The 18,079-nt window shown below is 40.4% G+C and carries 34 protein-coding genes; 1 reads left to right on the forward strand and 33 read right to left on the reverse strand.

Annotation, left to right across the window (positions count from 1 at the left end; genetic code table 11):
• Nucleotides 1-114: 114 nt before the first annotated feature.
• The 14 genes from HCCG_RS00145 to HCCG_RS00200 all read right to left on the reverse strand — a co-directional run bounded on the left by HCCG_RS00145 (nucleotide 115) and on the right by HCCG_RS00200 (nucleotide 6,854).
• Nucleotides 115-417 (reverse strand): hypothetical protein, encoded by a 303-nt coding sequence (locus HCCG_RS00145; protein WP_002955308.1) that lies wholly within the window; start codon nucleotides 415-417, stop codon nucleotides 115-117.
• A gap of 20 nt (nucleotides 418-437) precedes the next feature.
• Nucleotides 438-833, reverse strand: coding sequence for a hypothetical protein (locus HCCG_RS00150; protein WP_002955309.1), 396 nt, complete (start codon nucleotides 831-833; stop codon nucleotides 438-440).
• A 23-nt stretch (nucleotides 834-856) separates the two neighbouring features.
• Nucleotides 857-1,129 carry a hypothetical protein gene (locus HCCG_RS00155; protein WP_015453718.1) on the reverse strand — a complete coding sequence of 91 codons (273 nt, stop codon included), beginning with the start codon at nucleotides 1,127-1,129 and terminating at the stop codon, nucleotides 857-859.
• Complete coding sequence (locus HCCG_RS12085) at nucleotides 1,126-1,290, reverse strand: hypothetical protein (protein WP_002955311.1); 165 nt, start codon at nucleotides 1,288-1,290, stop codon at nucleotides 1,126-1,128. The genes HCCG_RS00155 and HCCG_RS12085 overlap by 4 nt, the downstream gene beginning before the upstream one ends.
• 105 nt (nucleotides 1,291-1,395) lie before the next feature.
• The gene (locus HCCG_RS00160) at nucleotides 1,396-2,127 is read right to left on the reverse strand and encodes a hypothetical protein (protein ID WP_002955312.1); all 732 of its coding nucleotides are present in this window, start codon (nucleotides 2,125-2,127) and stop codon (nucleotides 1,396-1,398) included.
• A 33-nt stretch (nucleotides 2,128-2,160) separates the two neighbouring features.
• Nucleotides 2,161-2,517 (reverse strand): hypothetical protein, encoded by a 357-nt coding sequence (locus tag HCCG_RS00165; RefSeq protein WP_002955313.1) that lies wholly within the window; start codon nucleotides 2,515-2,517, stop codon nucleotides 2,161-2,163.
• A 96-nt stretch (nucleotides 2,518-2,613) separates the two neighbouring features.
• Entirely contained in the window at nucleotides 2,614-3,174 is a 561-nt protein-coding gene (locus tag HCCG_RS00170; RefSeq protein ID WP_015453719.1) for an HD domain-containing protein, read from the reverse strand.
• Between the two features lie 94 nt (nucleotides 3,175-3,268).
• Nucleotides 3,269-3,589 carry a hypothetical protein gene (locus tag HCCG_RS00175; RefSeq protein WP_002955315.1) on the reverse strand — a complete coding sequence of 107 codons (321 nt, stop codon included), beginning with the start codon at nucleotides 3,587-3,589 and terminating at the stop codon, nucleotides 3,269-3,271.
• A gap of 102 nt (nucleotides 3,590-3,691) precedes the next feature.
• Nucleotides 3,692-4,033 (reverse strand): hypothetical protein, encoded by a 342-nt coding sequence (locus HCCG_RS00180; RefSeq protein ID WP_002955316.1) that lies wholly within the window; start codon nucleotides 4,031-4,033, stop codon nucleotides 3,692-3,694.
• Between the two features lie 123 nt (nucleotides 4,034-4,156).
• On the reverse strand, nucleotides 4,157-4,327 hold the full coding sequence (locus HCCG_RS12090; RefSeq protein ID WP_002955317.1) for a hypothetical protein: 171 nt from the start codon (nucleotides 4,325-4,327) through the stop codon (nucleotides 4,157-4,159).
• Between the two features lie 104 nt (nucleotides 4,328-4,431).
• Nucleotides 4,432-4,797: a type II toxin-antitoxin system PemK/MazF family toxin gene (locus HCCG_RS12985; RefSeq protein ID WP_015453720.1), complete on the reverse strand. Its 366-nt coding sequence runs from the start codon at nucleotides 4,795-4,797 to the stop codon at nucleotides 4,432-4,434.
• Nucleotides 4,781-5,044, reverse strand: a complete 264-nt coding sequence (locus HCCG_RS00190) for a hypothetical protein (protein WP_110550410.1) — start codon at nucleotides 5,042-5,044, stop codon at nucleotides 4,781-4,783. Before HCCG_RS00190 ends, HCCG_RS12985 begins: the two co-directional genes overlap by 17 nt.
• Nucleotides 5,045-5,258: 214 nt before the next feature.
• Nucleotides 5,259-6,218 carry a toprim domain-containing protein gene (locus tag HCCG_RS00195; RefSeq protein WP_002955320.1) on the reverse strand — a complete coding sequence of 320 codons (960 nt, stop codon included), beginning with the start codon at nucleotides 6,216-6,218 and terminating at the stop codon, nucleotides 5,259-5,261.
• 99 nt (nucleotides 6,219-6,317) lie between these two features.
• The gene (locus HCCG_RS00200; protein WP_002955321.1) at nucleotides 6,318-6,854 is read right to left on the reverse strand and encodes a hypothetical protein; all 537 of its coding nucleotides are present in this window, start codon (nucleotides 6,852-6,854) and stop codon (nucleotides 6,318-6,320) included.
• 1,167 nt (nucleotides 6,855-8,021) lie between these two features.
• Between HCCG_RS00200 and HCCG_RS11500 the strand changes: the two genes are divergently transcribed.
• The gene (locus HCCG_RS11500) at nucleotides 8,022-8,399 is read left to right on the forward strand and encodes an NYN domain-containing protein (protein ID WP_154645863.1); all 378 of its coding nucleotides are present in this window, start codon (nucleotides 8,022-8,024) and stop codon (nucleotides 8,397-8,399) included.
• A gap of 99 nt (nucleotides 8,400-8,498) precedes the next feature.
• Here HCCG_RS11500 and HCCG_RS00210 read toward each other — a convergent pair whose 3' ends face one another.
• The 19 genes from HCCG_RS00210 to HCCG_RS00300 form a co-directional block, all read right to left on the reverse strand.
• Nucleotides 8,499-9,065 (reverse strand): hypothetical protein, encoded by a 567-nt coding sequence (locus HCCG_RS00210; RefSeq protein WP_015453723.1) that lies wholly within the window; start codon nucleotides 9,063-9,065, stop codon nucleotides 8,499-8,501.
• Complete coding sequence (locus HCCG_RS00215; RefSeq protein WP_002955324.1) at nucleotides 9,031-9,501, reverse strand: recombinase RecT; 471 nt, start codon at nucleotides 9,499-9,501, stop codon at nucleotides 9,031-9,033. The genes HCCG_RS00210 and HCCG_RS00215 overlap by 35 nt, the downstream gene beginning before the upstream one ends.
• Before the next feature lie 191 nt (nucleotides 9,502-9,692).
• Nucleotides 9,693-10,088, reverse strand: a complete 396-nt coding sequence (locus HCCG_RS00220) for a hypothetical protein (RefSeq protein WP_002955325.1) — start codon at nucleotides 10,086-10,088, stop codon at nucleotides 9,693-9,695.
• An 8-nt stretch (nucleotides 10,089-10,096) separates the two neighbouring features.
• Nucleotides 10,097-10,372 (reverse strand): hypothetical protein, encoded by a 276-nt coding sequence (locus tag HCCG_RS00225; RefSeq protein WP_002955326.1) that lies wholly within the window; start codon nucleotides 10,370-10,372, stop codon nucleotides 10,097-10,099.
• On the reverse strand, nucleotides 10,369-10,617 hold the full coding sequence (locus HCCG_RS00230; protein ID WP_230197803.1) for a hypothetical protein: 249 nt from the start codon (nucleotides 10,615-10,617) through the stop codon (nucleotides 10,369-10,371). The genes HCCG_RS00225 and HCCG_RS00230 overlap by 4 nt, the downstream gene beginning before the upstream one ends.
• Nucleotides 10,618-10,649: 32 nt before the next feature.
• Nucleotides 10,650-10,979 carry a hypothetical protein gene (locus HCCG_RS00235; protein WP_002955328.1) on the reverse strand — a complete coding sequence of 110 codons (330 nt, stop codon included), beginning with the start codon at nucleotides 10,977-10,979 and terminating at the stop codon, nucleotides 10,650-10,652.
• Nucleotides 10,980-11,183: 204 nt separating this feature from the next.
• A complete protein-coding gene (locus HCCG_RS00240; RefSeq protein ID WP_002955330.1) occupies nucleotides 11,184-11,687 on the reverse strand; it encodes a thioredoxin domain-containing protein in 504 nt (167 codons plus the stop codon).
• 20 nt (nucleotides 11,688-11,707) lie between these two features.
• A complete protein-coding gene (locus HCCG_RS00245) occupies nucleotides 11,708-12,019 on the reverse strand; it encodes a hypothetical protein (protein ID WP_002955331.1) in 312 nt (103 codons plus the stop codon).
• Nucleotides 12,004-12,483 carry a hypothetical protein gene (locus tag HCCG_RS00250; protein WP_002955332.1) on the reverse strand — a complete coding sequence of 160 codons (480 nt, stop codon included), beginning with the start codon at nucleotides 12,481-12,483 and terminating at the stop codon, nucleotides 12,004-12,006. The genes HCCG_RS00245 and HCCG_RS00250 overlap by 16 nt, the downstream gene beginning before the upstream one ends.
• Nucleotides 12,471-12,794, reverse strand: coding sequence for a hypothetical protein (locus tag HCCG_RS00255; protein WP_002955333.1), 324 nt, complete (start codon nucleotides 12,792-12,794; stop codon nucleotides 12,471-12,473). The genes HCCG_RS00250 and HCCG_RS00255 overlap by 13 nt, the downstream gene beginning before the upstream one ends.
• A complete protein-coding gene (locus HCCG_RS00260) occupies nucleotides 12,794-13,084 on the reverse strand; it encodes a hypothetical protein (RefSeq protein WP_002955334.1) in 291 nt (96 codons plus the stop codon). The genes HCCG_RS00255 and HCCG_RS00260 overlap by 1 nt, the downstream gene beginning before the upstream one ends.
• A 190-nt stretch (nucleotides 13,085-13,274) precedes the next feature.
• Nucleotides 13,275-13,568 (reverse strand): hypothetical protein, encoded by a 294-nt coding sequence (locus HCCG_RS00265; protein WP_002955335.1) that lies wholly within the window; start codon nucleotides 13,566-13,568, stop codon nucleotides 13,275-13,277.
• Between the two features lie 377 nt (nucleotides 13,569-13,945).
• A complete protein-coding gene (locus tag HCCG_RS00270; protein WP_002955338.1) occupies nucleotides 13,946-14,281 on the reverse strand; it encodes a hypothetical protein in 336 nt (111 codons plus the stop codon).
• Nucleotides 14,282-14,300: 19 nt separating this feature from the next.
• The gene (locus HCCG_RS00275) at nucleotides 14,301-15,248 is read right to left on the reverse strand and encodes a CRISPR-associated protein Cas4 (protein ID WP_002955339.1); all 948 of its coding nucleotides are present in this window, start codon (nucleotides 15,246-15,248) and stop codon (nucleotides 14,301-14,303) included.
• A 113-nt stretch (nucleotides 15,249-15,361) separates the two neighbouring features.
• Nucleotides 15,362-15,811: a hypothetical protein gene (locus tag HCCG_RS00280; RefSeq protein WP_002955340.1), complete on the reverse strand. Its 450-nt coding sequence runs from the start codon at nucleotides 15,809-15,811 to the stop codon at nucleotides 15,362-15,364.
• A gap of 10 nt (nucleotides 15,812-15,821) precedes the next feature.
• Complete coding sequence (locus tag HCCG_RS00285; RefSeq protein ID WP_002955341.1) at nucleotides 15,822-16,316, reverse strand: hypothetical protein; 495 nt, start codon at nucleotides 16,314-16,316, stop codon at nucleotides 15,822-15,824.
• 167 nt (nucleotides 16,317-16,483) lie between these two features.
• Nucleotides 16,484-16,819: a hypothetical protein gene (locus HCCG_RS00290; RefSeq protein ID WP_002955342.1), complete on the reverse strand. Its 336-nt coding sequence runs from the start codon at nucleotides 16,817-16,819 to the stop codon at nucleotides 16,484-16,486.
• Nucleotides 16,820-17,031: 212 nt separating this feature from the next.
• A complete protein-coding gene (locus HCCG_RS00295; RefSeq protein WP_002955343.1) occupies nucleotides 17,032-17,226 on the reverse strand; it encodes a hypothetical protein in 195 nt (64 codons plus the stop codon).
• A complete protein-coding gene (locus HCCG_RS00300; protein ID WP_002955344.1) occupies nucleotides 17,223-17,540 on the reverse strand; it encodes a hypothetical protein in 318 nt (105 codons plus the stop codon). The genes HCCG_RS00295 and HCCG_RS00300 overlap by 4 nt, the downstream gene beginning before the upstream one ends.
• Nucleotides 17,541-18,079: the final 539 nt, after the last annotated feature.

Genomic DNA, 18,079 nt, shown 5'->3' on the forward strand with positions numbered 1-18,079 from the left:
GGCATAAAATTTGTTCCAAAATTTATAGTTTAATTTTAATTATTGTTCTTGTTTATATTTGAAGAAAATAAGAACAAAAAAAGAAAAACCTCATCCGAGGAAAAATACCAAAAATTATTTTTTAGGTATTTTTTTTGTTTTAGAGACTATTCTTAGTCCCTTTTTCTCCATTCGCGATTCTGTAATCGCTTCTGGAGAGCTTTCTTTTCTGCTGGGATACGCTGTAATAAATGTAGCGTGCCCAGCAGAATCACGAGAGGCAACAATCGTTGTCCTTTCATTGCCTCCCTTGATGATCTCTCCGATTTTTGCATTGTTTAGCTTTTTAGCTACATCAACGACAGCGGAGAGATCAATCCCTCTTTGCTCGACACGCTCCCAAAAGTGTCTCGAGCATTTCATAAATATAGGCGACATCTTTTACTCCTTTCACCATACTATCTGTCCCTTAGAGTTTCCACAAAGCTTTCAGCTACATGCCACGCATAGCCAAGTGCCTTGCTTATTCCTTTTTCACCATAATGAATCTCAAAAGAATAGGATTCTATTCTGAGGCTTTTGCTTGTGTGTATATCGCCATATTTGTCAATCCTAGTAAGGATTTGACTAAGGATAAGCTCACAAGCAATTTTATTACTTGGGCGAGTGTAAGTGAAGGTTTCAACCAAAAATGTATTATCATTCTTGGTAAAACCTATGCTCTCATCATAGGAAGCGTTCCATATGTAATCTTTGAGCTTGCTCATGTCTTTAATTTCTTGGTTAATTCTATCGGCAAATCCATCGTTTGCTTCTGCCAAGACTTTGAGTCTTTCGCCTAATTCAACCTTCATTTTGCACTCCTTGTGTTGATATATTAAGATACCTTAGTCCATTCAATGCCTTTAGCATCGACAGACACCTTGAAAAATACCTCTACACTTTCGCGCTCGTATTTTCCGCCTACATAGCGGCTGACTTTTTCCCACTTACTAAAAGTAAGCTCATCTGGGTAAAAATACATACCGCTATGCCCGCAGCCATATACACCATTGCGTTTCCACATATTTTTTGGGTTATACCCATAATATTGCAGAATCGCCGCAAATATTCTATTATAGAATATCTTGCTTTGCACGGCTTGGCTCATTTGCAAGCTCCAGTGGCTTGATTAAAGCCACTTTGGAACAATGCTTTTGCATTGTCTCCTCCTATCTTGCAAACTTTTTCTTTTTCCTGCGTAGTTGAAAATGCAACTGCGCTTCCTAAACCACACAGGAAAAGTCCTATAATTAAAATTTGTTTTATCATTGTTGCCTCCTTTTGGCATTGCCAAAAAAAGACAGCATTTATCGCCCAAAGAGGCAATAAAAATACTGCCTCTTTGGCTTCTCAGTGCTTAACGCACAACTAAAACTACTTCTCCAGCGGACACTTGGAGCAATTATCTTGCTCGCATATACTGCAAGGCAAGATTTGCTCGCCACATGCATGACAAGATTGAGTCTTGAAAATTCTATCAAGCTCAACCTCATCTCCACAATGTGGGCAAAGCTCCCATACGACCTGATCATCTGTCAATACAGAATCAATCAAGTCGCAGAAGGAATATGTCCGCTCCGCAACTTCAACTCCATTAAGGTAGCTCGTGATACGAGCAAACCTTAGCCTTTCGTCCAGCTGATACGCAGCACGCGTATAGCTGTCTTCCTCCTCAGACAACTCGTGGTTGTCTGGGTCTTGGAGTTCCGCAGCAAGCCTTCTGATGTGACTTTTCATCACACCTTTCAGCTTTTTTTCAGCCTCCTGCAGGTCTGAGTGGCTGTTGCAATAGCCGTCAAACAGGCTATTTTGCCATGCCAGTGCAACATAATGTTGCAAATTCTCCCCTGCTTTTTCTACAAGCACATTTTCAACGCGCTTGTAGATATAGGGAAAGTCCGCCGCCGATTCGCAGAAGAAGCATTCCGCATCTTCTACGGTTTCGATGGGATCTTCCCAATCTGGATCGAATTGTTGGCGGACATTATCTGCCATGCAGATAATGTCCTCGTCCCTATCCTCTTTGTTTGCATAAGTCGCGAACAAAGTTGCACTATCAGAGACTTCAACAGCCTCTGAAATGATTCCGTATATGATTTTTTCCATTTTTTCTCCTTTTGTTTTTTCTTTCCTGCAACACTAACCTATAATGTTAGTGTTGTTTTTAAGGGCGGTGTGAGCCCAAAATGTAGCGACTTCTATCGCTGATTCCTTATTTGCCGAATCTACACTCATTACAGCATTTTCCGCTGTAAGTCCGCCAAATTCAGCTAAAATCCCTTTTTGGTCCAAGTCGCATACATTCCCTGAATATAGGGAAGTATTCCACTTGAACTTGCCGTCGCCTAGATTTGTTCTAGCAATCTCAATTACTACGAGACCGCTAAACAAACTCGCCGCCTCTACAATGTTGGTGCTATTCCAGCTACCATCATAATGAGCCAACTCTCTTACGAGTTTTTGGCTTATTCTTTTTCTTATTTCTCTTTTTGTCATGTACTCTCCTTTTATTTTTTTGCACAAATGAAGGGGCACAACATATCCCCTAGGGGATAAAATGCACCCCTAGGGACTCTAATGATGTTTGGAAGGCTATTGCATTTTGTTCCCAAACAACCTCTCAAATTCCTTCAGAAATCTATGCTCGACATATTGCATGTCTTGCAACATAGACTCTTCAGAAATCCAAGAAACCACTTCCTCTCCATAAGGCTCCGCTAATTGCGCCCAGTCATAGTTTTCACTATTCATAAGCACAAGCGCTTCAGAGACCATCAATCGCTTATCAGCGATTTTAATCTCTTCTGGCATAGGCGGAGTTAAGCCGAAGATTTCAGCTGCTTGAAGCAGACATTTCTCTTCGGCTTCCCTATAAAGAGCCATTTGAGTGGATTTCTTAATGGGTGTTGGAACATCCATACCCGTTAAGCCCTCAAATACTTCGTGAATGAGAGCCCATTTCTGAAGCTCTTTATTCCCTTCAAAGATTCTAACCATCACCAAGCAGTGCTGGGCGACAGAATAGAATCTTTTTGTTTGACCCCAAAATCTACAAACTCTTGAAAGAGTTTGCGCTATGACTTTGGGATCAAAATCTTCTGTTTGCAAGTCAAACGGATCAATGAGCCGTCCACTTGCATTCATGACCTTCATTGCTTTCTCCTTTCCCTGCATATAGGAACAAAGAGGGAAAATTACACACCCCGTGGGGAATGTAAAAATCCCCAACTTTGGGCTGATAGAGGGTTTAGCAATGGCTTGCTAAACCTAGACAACCTACAGGTTGTCCTGCTTCATCGCGAAGCAACTCTCCGGGGCTGAATACATCAGCTCTCTTAGCTGCTTGCACAACTAGAAGAGAAGCGACATAAATCACGCCCTCTTGAGCTTCTGGGAGATCTTGGATCTCACCAAAGCTCGTTTTAAATACAGGGATACCATCGATGCACCCTGTGTTTTCTTTTTCTGCCGCCACTCTTGCCACAATACCGCTTGGAGCGATAGTTGTGGATTCTCCTTCACCATTATGAATGGTGAGGTTGTGTAGGGTGAGGTTGATTAGCTTCATTCTTTATCCTTTTGTTCTTCTTTAAAATTTATTCTATGAGAAGACATCAATATCCCGTGCTGGGAATATTGAATCGATATTCCCAAACACTAGGGGCTTTGATTAGAGGTATTTGATTGTCACACCAAATTCCTCTTTTCCGTCCCTGCTGGAATACAGCGGAAGATACCTTTCAATATCCCCACACTCATCAACAAAGACGGAAACTTCCGCTTCATTTGCAAACTCATAGGAGTCATCTAAATCCATTTTTGAGGATTCAATATTTTCCCATAGGAGTTTTTTGAGCTCCTCTGGAGTTTGCACCCAAATGGATTGCTCAACAAAGTTGAGCGAGCCCATTGTCGCAATAATTTTGCGGGGCTTTTTTAGAGGTGCTTCTACAGCCTCAAAGCTGTAGAAATCCTCATCGCACTCTGGGCAGAAGTATTTATAGTCTTCCACCGCAGAGGGCTTTAAAGGAGCGCCGCAACAACGGCATAGCGCTGTTGTTGCGATGAGTTGCTCCTCATCGAAGAAATACCTAAATGGTATTTCCCCTTTTTCGAAGAGGGCTTCTTGCCATTCTTAGATTTCTTCAATGCTTGCGCCCAAAAGGATCCAAGCATTAAGATTATTTTCTATCTGAAGCTTGAAGTAAGCTTCAGCTTCAGATTGACTTGCGAACACCTTTGTATCAGGCGGGAAGTATCCCTCCTGATTTGTGTATTCTGTTTTTGTAACTTTAAATATTTTCATTGTCTTCTCCTTTTATTTTCAGACAAATAAATAGTAGGAAGACATAGTAGTCCCGTGTGGGAATACAAAATGTCATTCCCACACCGCCGTGCTGATGAAGAAAACTAGAAGGGTTTAATAGAGGAAAATAGGATTAAAGATATGGTTAGGTGAGTTTCCCTATCGATTGTTCCTAATTTGCGAACAAATCTCAATCGATCGAAACTCTTTACTTGCAGGCAATTAGCTGCAGACGGGTTGCTAAGTCCATTTTCTAAGTTAGGTTCTATCCTAACCATAAATGGAGCACCTTCAAATTTATCGCGCCATGTTGTAAGTGGCACTACAATTTTGGTGCTAAAGCTAGCAAATTTGTCTGAGCTAATTACTATTGCGGGGCGAGACTTTGCTATTTCTGAACCAACTTGTGGATCAAAATTGCATTTCCATATTTCGCCCTGCAAAATGATGGATTTATTCAATCCCATCATTTACCGCAACATTTCCTAACCATTTTTCTTCTTTTTTCCATTCCTCATCTTGAGCCAAGATTTTATAGGCTTCATTCCACGCCTCTTTGTTTTCGATGCGTTTCATTAAAGCATTGAAATCTTGCTCCCCTTTCTCTCCCCTTTTAGAAATCATGATTTGTCGCAATTCGTTTTTGCAACTATCATAATTCTCTTGGAGACTTTCTTCTTTGGCATTATGGCTATTGACAACAAGTGGCATTTTCATACTCACTCCTTTTAAGATTTCTGCTGTCAATTCTACCATATTTTGATGATAATGAACCATCATCATCTTTTTTCTCCTTTTTTTGTTTTTTAGCAACATATTTCTATGCCGCAAGGACAAATTGCCCTAGAGTGCAAACACTCCATAAAGAGATTTGTCCTACCCCATAAAGGGACAAAAAAATCCCTTTATGGAATATTTCTAGCCTTAAAGGCTAGTTTCGTTTCTCGAGCCAATCGCTCAAGTCAAATCCCTTTTTCAAGAGATTTGCTCTGCCTTTTGACTTGAGAAACTTTTCCCAGTCAAGCACGCTCACGACTTTAGCGTGGGCTTTAAGCTGCTTTTTTATGGCAGCATTAAAGTTTTTCCCCGCTTCATCATAATCCCCAACCACCATTAGGCGGAGATCTTTGAGCATGCTCAACTGGCTTTCATTAAACAAAGAAGTTGCGCTGCCGGGCGTAATAGCACGAATGCCATGAGCCACAGCATTTAACACATCCTTCTCGCCTTCAACTATAAAGATAGGCTCTTGTGGAGCTTCTCTATATTTAAGAAGATCTGAAAGATTAAATGCGCTCCTTCTTCTGCCCCTTGTATAACGCAACCGCTCGTGTTTGGCGAGTGTTGGGTTATATTTCCAAAGGGTCACTATTCTGCCTGCTTCATCACGAATAGGCATTATAAGTCTCTCTGGAAAGGGCTTTCCTTTAAAATTGCCTGCTGACTGATACCCAATATCATACCGCAAGGCAATTTCACGCCTTCTTTCCCCTGACTTCACTGATGGAAGCAACGCCCTGAGAAGCTTTGAATAAGCCTCAAAGTGCGTTTTTCTGTTAGAGCGATATTGCCCTAACCATTTCCCATCAATGAAGCCTTCCTTTTTCTTCTGCTCGCTTTTGTCAAAGTCTGCAAAATCAAAAGGAATCTCCATTTGCAAGAGTCTCTGTGCTTCACGAATGGCATCGCCAATATTGTGAAAACCTCTAAACTCCTTTAGGAAAGACGGGAAGTCCCCGTGCCAATCAGAACCAAAGTCATGTATATGACCGTTCTGATTAATAAAAGCACTGGGCGTTCTCTCGTCCCGTATGGCAAAATGCCAAGAACGAGAGATTTTATAGCCAAGGCTCATTAGAGCCGAGGCTGTATTCTCTCTTGTTGATTCCATTGTTACCTCCTAACAATTATCAACCATAAGGGAAAATTACACACCCCGTTGGGAATGTAAAAATCCCCAACTCGGGGCTGATAGAGATAAAAAAAAAGGTTACCCTTCCATTATCTCTTTGATTCTCTTCAAATCCTTTGGCGGAATTGAAGAGTGAATCCAGCCGGAGCCATAGCGATATGGCTTCCCATTATATTGGACTTCGTAAAGCCCAACACTTTTGAGGTAAGCCACCGCTTGATCATAAAAAGACTCCTTTTGGAATCTTTTTATAGTCCCGGTCTCAAAACCCTGTTGCACCGCCTCTTCTTGCTCCGGTGTCCCGGGGCGGAGATAATTGAGATGATATTTATCCCATAACTCAAGTATCTCCAACAGAAGGGGCGATGCAGATAGCTCGCCTTCTTTGATAAGACTTTTGATAGTCTCATCATTTTGCCCACCGGAATAAATATCCGTGCGCTTGTGGTTCCAAATGGAGCCACAAATAGAGAAACGGGTTGTCCCGTCGCTCATTGTTCTAAGCCCAAGCTCAATCTCAACCTTACAAGCCCTTTTCTTTTGGTAGGGCGGAAATGCCACCTTTCCAAAAGAAATTTTTTTCCTTTTTTCCTCCACAATTCTGATGACTGTCATTTTGCACTCCTTTCAATTTGTGCTAAATCCAAGAAACACAAGACTCCCGAGTGGGAATCAAATATGTATTCCCACTCGGGCTGAAAAGCTCTTCACAAAAACATCTCTCACTAAGGCAACAATAGCTCATTAAAAACATTAAAGCCGAGGCTTAATCCTGATTAGCAGCAGGCAACACTGGAACGGAATTTAATCCGAAAAAAATGAGCTAATTGTTTATGGGGGATATTTTTATGTGTGAAGAGGTGCCGACATCTGTCGGAGGAGCAAGCGCTCCATAAAAGAATCAAAACAATCCGCAAGGGATTAGGTTTTAATCCCTTTATGGAATGTTTGCAATAAATTCAGGCATAAAAAGCCTAAGGGCATATCTGTAAAGACAGATAGCCTATATCTACAAGTTATCATCTTGTAGTTGCAAGACATCTATGGTCTTACTTCTGAGTAGCTCGTAGGTTTTCCTACACCGTCCCTATTGTTTTGATGAGAAACAAAAATGCAAATTTGCATAATGGGGCTACTTGGCATGTTTTATCAGCTCTAATGGCTGAAACGCGCTTTGCAATGCGAAAGGCGATAGATCTAATTCTTAAAAAGAATTGAGATAAAAATTTTATGGTTGGATCTTAGCTGAAAAAAGTCAATATGAAAAGCCTTGTGGTGCATAAAAAAGCGGTTTTGCTTGTTTTGTGATATTTGCTGAAAATATATGTAAAATATATATATGTAGGATTATTAAGTTCTTTTTAACTTTAAATTGCTAGAATTTGGCACAAGGGTTATGCTTTAATCCCCCCCTAAGCATTGCACATTACTTAATTCGGTGCAATCCGGGGATTATGGCATAACCCTTTTTTATTTATGGAGAAAAAAATGAAAGAAAAGGTTGCTGTTTTTGTTGATTGAGAGAATGTTAGATTAGAAATTCAAAACATTCAAAGAACACACAAAGATAGAGAAAAAATAATTTTCAACTACAATAACATAGACAATATCCTAAAATTATTCAATTCTGTTTTGCAGGAGAACGAAAAGCTTTACAGAACATTTTTCTATAGCGCAGAGCCATTATCGCTCAATGATTTGCTAAAAAATTCATCAAAAAATAGCCATATCTATAATGCTATCACAAAATTTAGAGATGAAAATCTGCAAGAATACGAAAAAATGGAAAAACTGAGAGGGCAAATATTGAAGCTTTTGCACGACATATCGGTTAGCCCATATATTGCACTTAGGCTTGGAGAGCTTAAAATGCAAGGTTTTACGGATCGTGGAAAACCAAACATAGTGCAAAAACAAGTTGATATGCTTATGGGACTAGATATTTCTCATGTTTCATACAAGCGACTTGTGGATAAAATTATAGTGTTTTGCAAGGATACTGATATTGTTCCGGCTCTAAAATGTGCTAGGACAAATGGCATAGAAGTTATTGTTGTTGATATTGCCGAGGGATATAAGATAGGGAATAAAATTTTGAAGCATAGTGATTGTGTTAGAGAGATAAGTTTGCTGGAAAAATTTTCAGATCAAGGAATATAGAGAATCTTAATGTAGAAAATTGGATTAAGAAAGACTGGATTTTGAGAAAATCCAGAAACTGTTAGAGAGATGAATAAACACCTCTCCCTTTGCCAGCAGCTAGAACAGAGATTCTGCTGCTTGACTGTTCCCAATGTGTGCTCTGTAAAGAGTGTCCACATTGAGAACATGGAAGTCGCCCTTTTGAATGGCGCCTTCAGGAAGTTTCCCTGCATCGGCTTGCATTTCAGGCACGACTTCTAGCTTGGCGAAGTAAATGCCATTGGCACTTTCCTTCACTTCACTGATTTTGAAACCACAGGTATTGATATAGCCTTCGAGCTTGTCGAAGGTATCAAAATTGTTCCTTGTGGACTCCTCCACAACAGCCTCAACAATATCATCGCTGACATTGTTGTGTAGCCAAGCCCCTTGAGCTTTGTCAAAGACAAAACCAAGTGACTTTAACGCAGTGCTATTGTTAAAAACAGCACCACTTGCTTTGGCTGTTGAGCCTCCCTTCATCTCCAGCTTTACACCAAGAGGCTCTAAAGCACTCTTGAGTTCCGCTAGGCTTTTCGGGTCCGCCTGTGGCTGTGGCTGATCCATTTCTGGATCATATTCCTCCTGAATATACGGCATTGAGCCGAACTCAGTTGGGAACGCAAGGCGAAAGCCTTGTGCCACAGCCACTTTTTTTGATCATGGTGATCGGTTTCGATCGCCAGATCTGTGTATCTTGCTTATATTCGGCAAGATACACTTCGTGGCGGAAAGGTCCTGTGAAGTCTTTGCGGTGTATTTCTATCACCGCTTTCATATTCTCTCCGGTCCCTTCCGTCCAATGATTCCAATAACCGAGAAGCCCGGTCATTTCAGCTCTTTTCAAATAGGCATTGTATCCTATTATGATATTGAATTTATCCTTATATCCAACCGCGTAAATTTCGCGGAGGAAGGGATTTAAATTCAAGAGCTGGCACAATTCTAGGAATTGCTCCTTCTGCCCTTGGGGTAAATTTAAGCCCATTGAGCTAAGGTATTCAATAGCCTTAGCTTTGGCTGCTTCGTTTGAAGCAATGACTTGTCCTTGGTTTTGCGCGATTTGAATTTGATTGCTCATTTTCAATCCTTTTGCTTGCCACCTGTTAGAGCAAGACTTGAGATTTTACAGGCTAGAGTATTAAATACTCTATAGAAGGATTCACCAAAACCATCCCTTAGAGGGATTGTTAAGGGAATCCCTCTAAGAATATTTTGAGTGAATTATGGCTGGTATTCACAAGCGTAATACCAATATGACTCTGGGTCATATTAATTCGCTTGGTGCCACACCATAGCCCATTCTTCAAATGGAATGAACTCGCCATCCCCGGTAGCAAAGCCACCGAAAACGATTTCTTCATCTCCATCTGTCTCGGAAGTCAAGACATTCTCAATCTCAACCTCCACGCCATTGGTATCTCGGATTTTTAATTTTCCGACATACTCCTTTAGCGGCACCGGGGTAATGAGGTGATAATCCTCATTGCCCTCAGCCCTAGCCTTTGATTTAAGCCATTCATCATAAGATGAAAAGCTCTCCTCAAAGCCTTGGTTAGCCGCTGCCTTATTCACAGCAGACAGAATATACTTCTGCGCTGTGATAAAATTTTCAAAGGAGAGTGATTCAACCACTTCTCCTTTAAAAAATTTTACTATCACAAACATGCTTCCTCCTAGAGTCTTACAACTCTAGCCGTGATAGCCCTTTCAGCACCATCACAGCTTCTATACAAGCTTAAATAGTCTTCAAGACCATCTAAGCCGCCCAGAAAACTCTCAATCTCATCTTGGGTTGCCACTTCGACATCCCCAAGATCAAAATATTGAGTTTGAAGAGTTTCCAACTCTTCTTGAATCGCTTCACGCAACTCATCTGTGCTTGAATACACACGAAGTGTAGATTCCAAGCTTTCCGAGCTGTTGAAGCTCACCAAAATGATTTTTTTCATTTTTTCTCCTCTTGCATTAACTCATAGCAGCCCTTGCTTAACATATAGTTAAGCGGTTCCACTAAGTCTTCTTTCGACCTCCCAAAGACAACAGCACAATAGGTATCTAACCTATTACTATTGTCTTTGTCTTTGAGAATTGTCGCCTTAAAGCCAATCTTATGCAGCTCCTTTACAAATGCTTCCGCAAATTCTAGGAGCGTAGGCTCATCTAGAATCGCAGATTCCTTGTTGTAGAACTGCATACAACCGGTTCTAAAACCGATTAATCCTTCACTCACTTCCAACAATGGAGATCTTGGAAATAATCCAAGATCTCCATTGTTGGAAGTGGTTTTATTACCACATCATTAAATGACATCCCAAAACAGATGTCATTTAAGAACACATATAGGTCCAACTCTTCGCAATACGCGAACTTCAACCCATAGGTCTCCTTGTAGTATTCTATATCATTCTCACTAAAATTAGTGAGAAAATATTGATATGGCTCAAAGTTCTCAGGAACTTCGAACTCATATTCCAAGGAGAATTGTTCTCCTATATTATTACAAAGAACCATATCGTGGTCCTTCATAAATTGACCGAAATTTAACTCTTTTGCCATTTTTTCTCCTTTTGACAATTTGCCAAAAAGACAGCACTCTGCCATAAGGCAGAAAAAATACTGCCTTATGGCTTATTCAGTGCCTAGTGGCACAACTAATAGAGGTTTTCCTCTTCCCACTGGATGAGAGCTTCTTCTGCTCTCTTCCAAATCTCGCTCTCTGCTTCCTCGCGTTTATGGATAATATAGAGGTCACCCTCTATATTATCCACCTCCACGATTCCGCAGTCCGACCAAAAGTCGGATAGGACAAGGTTGCCTCTGTCCTCGCAAACTCCAAGCTTGTGGCTTGAAACCTGCAAGATCTTCAACAGGATTTTCTAAAAAGAACACAATATTACAAGCATCGTGCCTGTCATATTCTCTTTTTGTCCCAAAATATGTGTTAAAATCAATGGCTGTGTCGCCATCGACTTTGAACAATTTAAACTCTTTCTTGTCTTCCAAGAAAGAGTTTAAAATCTCCAACAGAGCCATAACGCTATGCGCGCTATACTCTGTATAGAGCTTTATTCTAGAAAGTTCTACCTCATCATCTAGGAGAATATTGAATATTCCCCTGTCCTTCTCATCTTCAAACTCGCTCTCAACCTCAACAAGAGACAATCTCTTATCAAGGTTTAATTCCCTTGCTTCGGGTATCAATTCGATAGCCCAAAGCATTTGTCTCGAGATTTCCTCGAGTTTGTTGTAATCCTTTTTTAGCATTTTTTTCTCCTTTTGTTTTTTTATAACTCTATCCCATAGTCCTCAAAGTAAGCCTCTGGAATCATTTCCAAGAGAGCCTCTATACTTTGAGCAACATAGGGTTCTTCTAAGCCAAGCACATCATCGTAGTAACATTTACGCTGCATATCAAACAGCATGTATCCACTGGCAACTTCTTCGGCAACCCTACCTTGAACTTTATGGGCACTAAACTCCATAAAATCCAAGATCATTAACGCCTTTTTGTTTGGTTCATCTAATTCGACATCACCGAAAAAGACTTCGCCAATACAAAAAAGCTCACAATTTTTAAAATCTAAAGGCTCTCGCATAGCTCCTCCTTTAGATTTTTCATTCCCCAAGCATAAGCGGCATTAGCCGTTGTCACGATAATCTCGTGAGCTAGCTCCATTGCCGCTTTTAATTTGGGATAATTCCCAGCAACCTTGCCTTCATAGCGGATTTCCGCTACATCGACACATCCGTTGTATGGAGTGATAAACACACCATCTACAAACGGCTGATTGCTGAAAAATAATCTATTAGCAAAGATTGCCATTTCTGACACATCTTTGCCACCTAAAAAGCTTTTTACGAAGCCGGACTTGCCCCTAAGGATACAAGCCTTAGCTTCTTTGAAAGCTTTCTTGAGAATTTCAGAATCTGCATGTTCTATGCAGAAACTTTCATATTCTCCCCGCCATAAAAAGCCTAAACCATCCTGAATCGCAGAATCAAAATCTTCCGCGCTCCAGTCTTGGCTTGAGGCTTTTGCATGTTCCCTTATGCTGTCCATAGGTTTTGTCCTCCTTCCAGCATTTTTTCTATTGTTTTATTATAAGCAAGACTTAAAGTCCGCTCATAATTAAATACTTTTTCCATTGCACCCTCAACACAGCTAAAATGCGCTAAATAGCGAGCAACAGCCCACTCTTCGCACATTTCTGTGACAGAGAGATTGCGGAAAAACTCCTTTTTTTCCGCATTTAACATTTCTGAAGCAATCAATTCTTTCGCCTCAGAAAATGCTATATTCACATCAGCATCGTGTTGATGCTGTTGCAAGAAGTTTGTAACTTCCTGCATTTTTTTGTTGTTTGCGACCATTATGCAACCTCCTTTTCGAGGTTGGCAAATCGCTCAAGGGTTTCCTGAGCGATATTGACACACAGCTGTGCTGTGTGTGGGTCGCCTTTTCCGTGGCAAGCCAACTGAAATTCATCAACCAAGCTAGATACGGAGAAAGCTGCAGTTTTTGCCGCCAACTCTTTTTCCTTAATTGCAGAAGAAACTTCCGCAATCACTTTTCTGAAAACTTCTTGGAAGTCTTTATCTCTTTCAAGATTCATGCAAACCTCAAAGATGTGTGCATTGCTGTAAATTTCAAAATGTTCCATGTCTTACTCCTTTTATATTTTTAAGACAAAATACAAGGAGCCTAATCCCAAGTGGGAATATTTAGACTCCCACTCGGGCTGACTATAGAGTGAAACACTCCATTAGAGATTCTCCTATCCATAGGGATAGAAAAAAAATCCCTAATGGAAGGCTTTTATTGCAATAAGTGCCAAATGGCACTTATTATGATTAATACCAATGGACACGGACATAGCCGCTTTTGACGGCGTATGGCGCGTGTGCCATTGATTTAAGACTCATAAGAGCCTCTTGCTTCTCCTTTGACAGAGAAGCAATTTTTTCTTGAGATAGGGAGAGTAAATCATCCCTATCTACCTCTACGAAGGTTCGCTCCTCATCGCCGAAGTGCTGGACTTCCAGCTCTTCTAACATAGAGGAGAACCCCTCTATATCATAGTTGAAGCCGATGCAATCACCGACCTCAACTATATAATTTTTAATTACATGAGCACGATAACCCATTTTTTTCTCCTTTTGTTTTTATTCACGCTTTACAGCGTGCAGTAATGCAAGGAAGTTTCCTTGCAAAATTCCTCTGCAAAAATGATAGCTTCTTCGGCTACCATTTTTACCATTTCGTCTATAGAGACATCTGCTCTATAGATGTGATCTTCTTTGATCACCTCTTCATCAAGGAGAATCTGCTCGATTATGCCATTCTAGTCTGCCCTGAGCAAGTATTGCTCAATGGTTAAGATGACTGCCCTCTCCGTGCCAAACTCGAGATCATTGATCTCGTAGCTTGACATGTAGAGCTCGAACAGCCCGTTCCCAATGGAAGCTAAAAGAACTCGTTGAGAGTCCTCAAGGCTTTGTCTTATTAGTTCTTCGAACATTTTCTAATCCTCCTTAAAGACTAATTTTTTAAGAGACTCTTTGAGAGCCTCAATTCCTTTAGACTCCTTCACAATTCTAAGAAACTCGTCCTTATCTTCGCTAGAGAGCTTATCCTTATAGAGTTTATAGCCATCGCTGACTAAAAACTCTGTTTTGCCTATTCTAAGGAGATAAATGTTTGCTAACAAACCCTCCTTAGAAGTTACATAGCCAATGTGCGTAAAAAGCTCATCAGCCAATAAATTTTCAACTATTGCGTTTTTTAGTTCGCAATAGTTGAAACTTGCAAGGACATTGCCTTGAATGTCCTTGCTTTTAATATTTAACAAACCAAACATTTTTACTCCTTTTGTTTGATTAAGAAATCCTCAACATACCATAGTCTTTACCTACGGTTTTGAGAGCTTCAAAAATGTCGGGATGTTGTTCAGCAAGTGCTTTGCTATCAACACCAACACGCCCTTTCATAAGAGTGTATGAAAGACTTAAATCTTGCACCTGAACTTTTTTCGTGTTTGTGGCACTCATAAAGTCCATAAGCTTTGATTTAAGCCCATCTGCCTCTTTTTGGGCTTCTTTTGAAGCCTTTTGCAACTCTGCATACCTTAGAGCATCTTGCTCTAATTCTAAAGGCAAACTATCCGCACCCTTGTGGAGCACAGGACAATTACCTTTGTAACTGCAGAAGCTGCATAAGTTTCCTACTTCCCCTTGTGGCTCTTGCTTTGATTGCAAGGAATCCCACAAGTTTTTAGCTCTATCAAGTGCCATTTGAAACATTTCCTCAGAATAAGGGATGTCAAACGCCTCCATAGCCCCACTATTTAGGTTGATTACAGCAATAATGCCGCGATCAACCTTTTGTTTCTTACGGAGAAGTCCCATTTGAAGCTGGACTTGTAAAATCCAACTTAAGTATGGAGTTTCTGGTATCGCGTTGGTGCTTTTGCACTCAACGACAATACTTTCAGCCCCCATACTTACAACGAAGTCTATGTGGGTTTTAATAAAGGCGTAATCGCCTTCACCAGCCACTTCGACTTGCTCCTCAAATGGAAGTCTTCCACCTTGTAACCCACAGCGGATTATAGATTCCGCCATGTGCCCTCGCAAGAACACTAATTCTTGCTGAAAACTAGCCTCAACAGGCTGAGTTTTAGCAAGAAAAGCCTTGCGCGGACATTGTCCTATGTCAGATGAACCGACATAGGTTGAGCGATCCCCTAGGGTCGCTTCCGTATTATTCTTAGAGAAGGCTTTGATACCACTCTCTAAGAAATTTAAAAATTTACTATTTGTTGCCATTTTTACTCCTTTTGGCTAAATTTGCCAAAAAGACAGCACTCTGCCATAGGCAGAAAAATACTGCCTTATGGCTTATGAGTGCCGAAGCACAAACTCTATGGGCTCTAATCCCCTTATTCGGCTAGCGAAGCTTCATACGCCTTTGTGTTATCCACAAAGGTTTCAAAAGTGACTTCACCACTTTTTACAAGCTCCTCTAGCCAATCAACCACTTGATAGCGGTTGAAAAATAAGAAAGCATACTTTACAGGCATATCTTCTACGCCTAGCACACCTCCTATCCCGAAAACAGGGGCATTCGTAAGCCCAAAATTGTAGGGGTGCAACATATCGTTGTCCCCGCAATATAAGAGCTCATCCAGCCCATTTTTAATGAGAACTTCATCTCTGAAGTCCCCAAATCTCTTGTCAAAATCCACTTTGGAGACAATATTGTTCTCCTCAATGAATCCTTTCAAGGCTCCTTTATAGTGCAAGGCTAAGCCCTTCTCACTAAAAGTAAGCCACTCTCTTCCATAGGAGCTGTTTAGCTCCTTTAAAATGTCCATGTTTAATTTGTCCATTTTTTCTCCTTTATATTTCCCAGCCAGCGTCTAACGCGCCAAGCCGATATTCTTCTTGATCACTATGACCGAGGTCTTCGTATTCTGCATCCACCTTCTCTTTCCACTCTTTCCAAGAAATAGTCTTGATAGAGCTTTCTTCTGGTTCTGCATTTTCGATCGCAGAAATAGTAGGAGCTGGAACTACATAGCGTATTCTTTTAATTCGCCTTCGTTCTCTCAATTTATAAGTGATATTCTCCCTTATAAATTGTTTTAACTCCCGAAAAAACTTTCTTTTTTTACGAGACATCCGCCTTTTTATCTCCAAGATCTTTTCCCTAAAGTGAATCCACTTCCACTCCAAGAAGAAGTGAATTTCTATGTAGAGAATACCAATCAAAATGATTGGTGATAGAACTAGTCCGGCGACCAAAGATAGATAGAACCATCCATCTACCTTTCCTTTGTTCATTTCTGCGTAATCTCTATTCATTTCGAAGAATAGATTTTTTATTTTTTCCATTTGAAACTCCTTCTTGTTTCTATCAATTCCCTTTCGGGTCCTAAACTGACACCAGAGTAAAAAATACTCCATAAAGGGATTGATTAAACAAGAAAGCCCCACAAGGGACTTATGTTTAAAAATCCCTTGCTGGAACATTTTAAACCACGACAAGCGTGGTTTTTAACTTAAATTCCAAAGAAGTCAAACAGAGTTGCCCCTGTTTGAACTTCTTCAGTTTTTGGACGGGGATAGTGTCCTATGCTCCCGTCTTCTTTTAGCTCAATTTCTGAGCTGATGTTTATCACCCAGTGCTGGAACGCAATGTGCGCTTCAGCAAATGTGTCAAAAACAACAGAATAGTCCTCTTCCCCTTTTTCATACTCAGTAACGATGAATTTGCCATTCTTAAGCCTATCCAAAGAGATGAGAGTGCCATACTCAGTGCGAGCTTCCATATAACCTTGGAATCCGCTAAATTGACCTTTAAATAGGTCTGATTGGAAATTTTGAGTTGCTGACATGATATGTCCTTTCTCTGCCTTCTAGCAGAATCACTATTCGTTCTCCAACGAATAGGAGCATTCCGCAAGGATTCCACCGCCCACAAGGACAATAGAAAAAATGTCCTTGCGAACTAAAAAACTGAATCCAGAAGTATTTCTACTCCAAAGAAGGCTCTTGTCCCAGAGGACATAAAGCTTAAGCCCTCTTGGGAATAAATTACACCGAAGTGCTAGGGCTTTTTTAAGCCCTCTATAATCTCCTCAAGCCAAATTAATGGCTGGGAGATTATAAAATTTAGGAAGCGGATAAATCCGATCTTCCCCTTAAAATTGTGAAGCGCATACTTAATGCTAAAAGCACTAAGCACAATCCCCACGATCAGGTAGGCTGTTGCCATTGTCCCTACAATTTCAAGGAAACTCATATAAGCCCCCTTGAATGGAGAAGTTGATACTCCTCATCAGAGATGAGATTCTCTTCTCCCCTTCTATAGGTTGTGACTAATCTAGCCCCATATACTCCAGCACGCTCTAAAACTACGACAATATTTGTCATATCATCGTAGTATTTTTGTGCCTTTGCGATATGGTTTCCGCCAACCTCAAAAAGGAGATTTTTTGCTGCAATAGAGTATCCCCAAAGGAGATACTTACCGAAAAGGCATAAAAAGCCTAATGACATATCTGCAACAGCAGATAGCCTATATCTACAAGTTATCATCTTGTAGCTGTAAGACATCTATGGTCTTACCACTGAGTAGCTCGTAGGTTTTCCTACGCCGTCCCCATTGTTTTGATGAGAAATAAAAGCCCAATGGGCTGAAAGCGCTACTTGGCATGTTTTACCGCTTCTAATGAACGGAACGCACTTTACGAAAATGTGAAAGGCGATATATCTTTTCTTGAAAAAAAAGAGAAGATAAAAAATTTATGCTTGGGTCTTAGCTGAAAAAGATTAACAAGGTCAATAATAATTCACAAAAAAATATACTTAGCACTAACAAACTTTGGGGCTAATTTTTCAGCAGAATTTCAACAAAAGAATAAAATAGCCCTTTGAAAATCCTCTTTTTTTAGTAATTTTTAGTGCTTTTGACATCATTTTGTGAAGTTTTTGACGCCATTTTGTGAATCAGCCCCACTTGTCATCAATATACATAATATGTTTCTTCTATAAGATTCTCCATAAGTTGATCAAATTCAATATTTTATTTATAAGTGTTTTATAAGAAAATGCACGCACGAACACTTTTTTCCAACACAACCTCCCATTTGACT

The sequence above is a fragment of the Helicobacter cinaedi CCUG 18818 = ATCC BAA-847 genome, assembly GCF_000155475.1.
In the GTDB taxonomy this organism is placed as follows: Bacteria; Campylobacterota; Campylobacteria; order Campylobacterales; family Helicobacteraceae; genus Helicobacter_C; species Helicobacter_C cinaedi.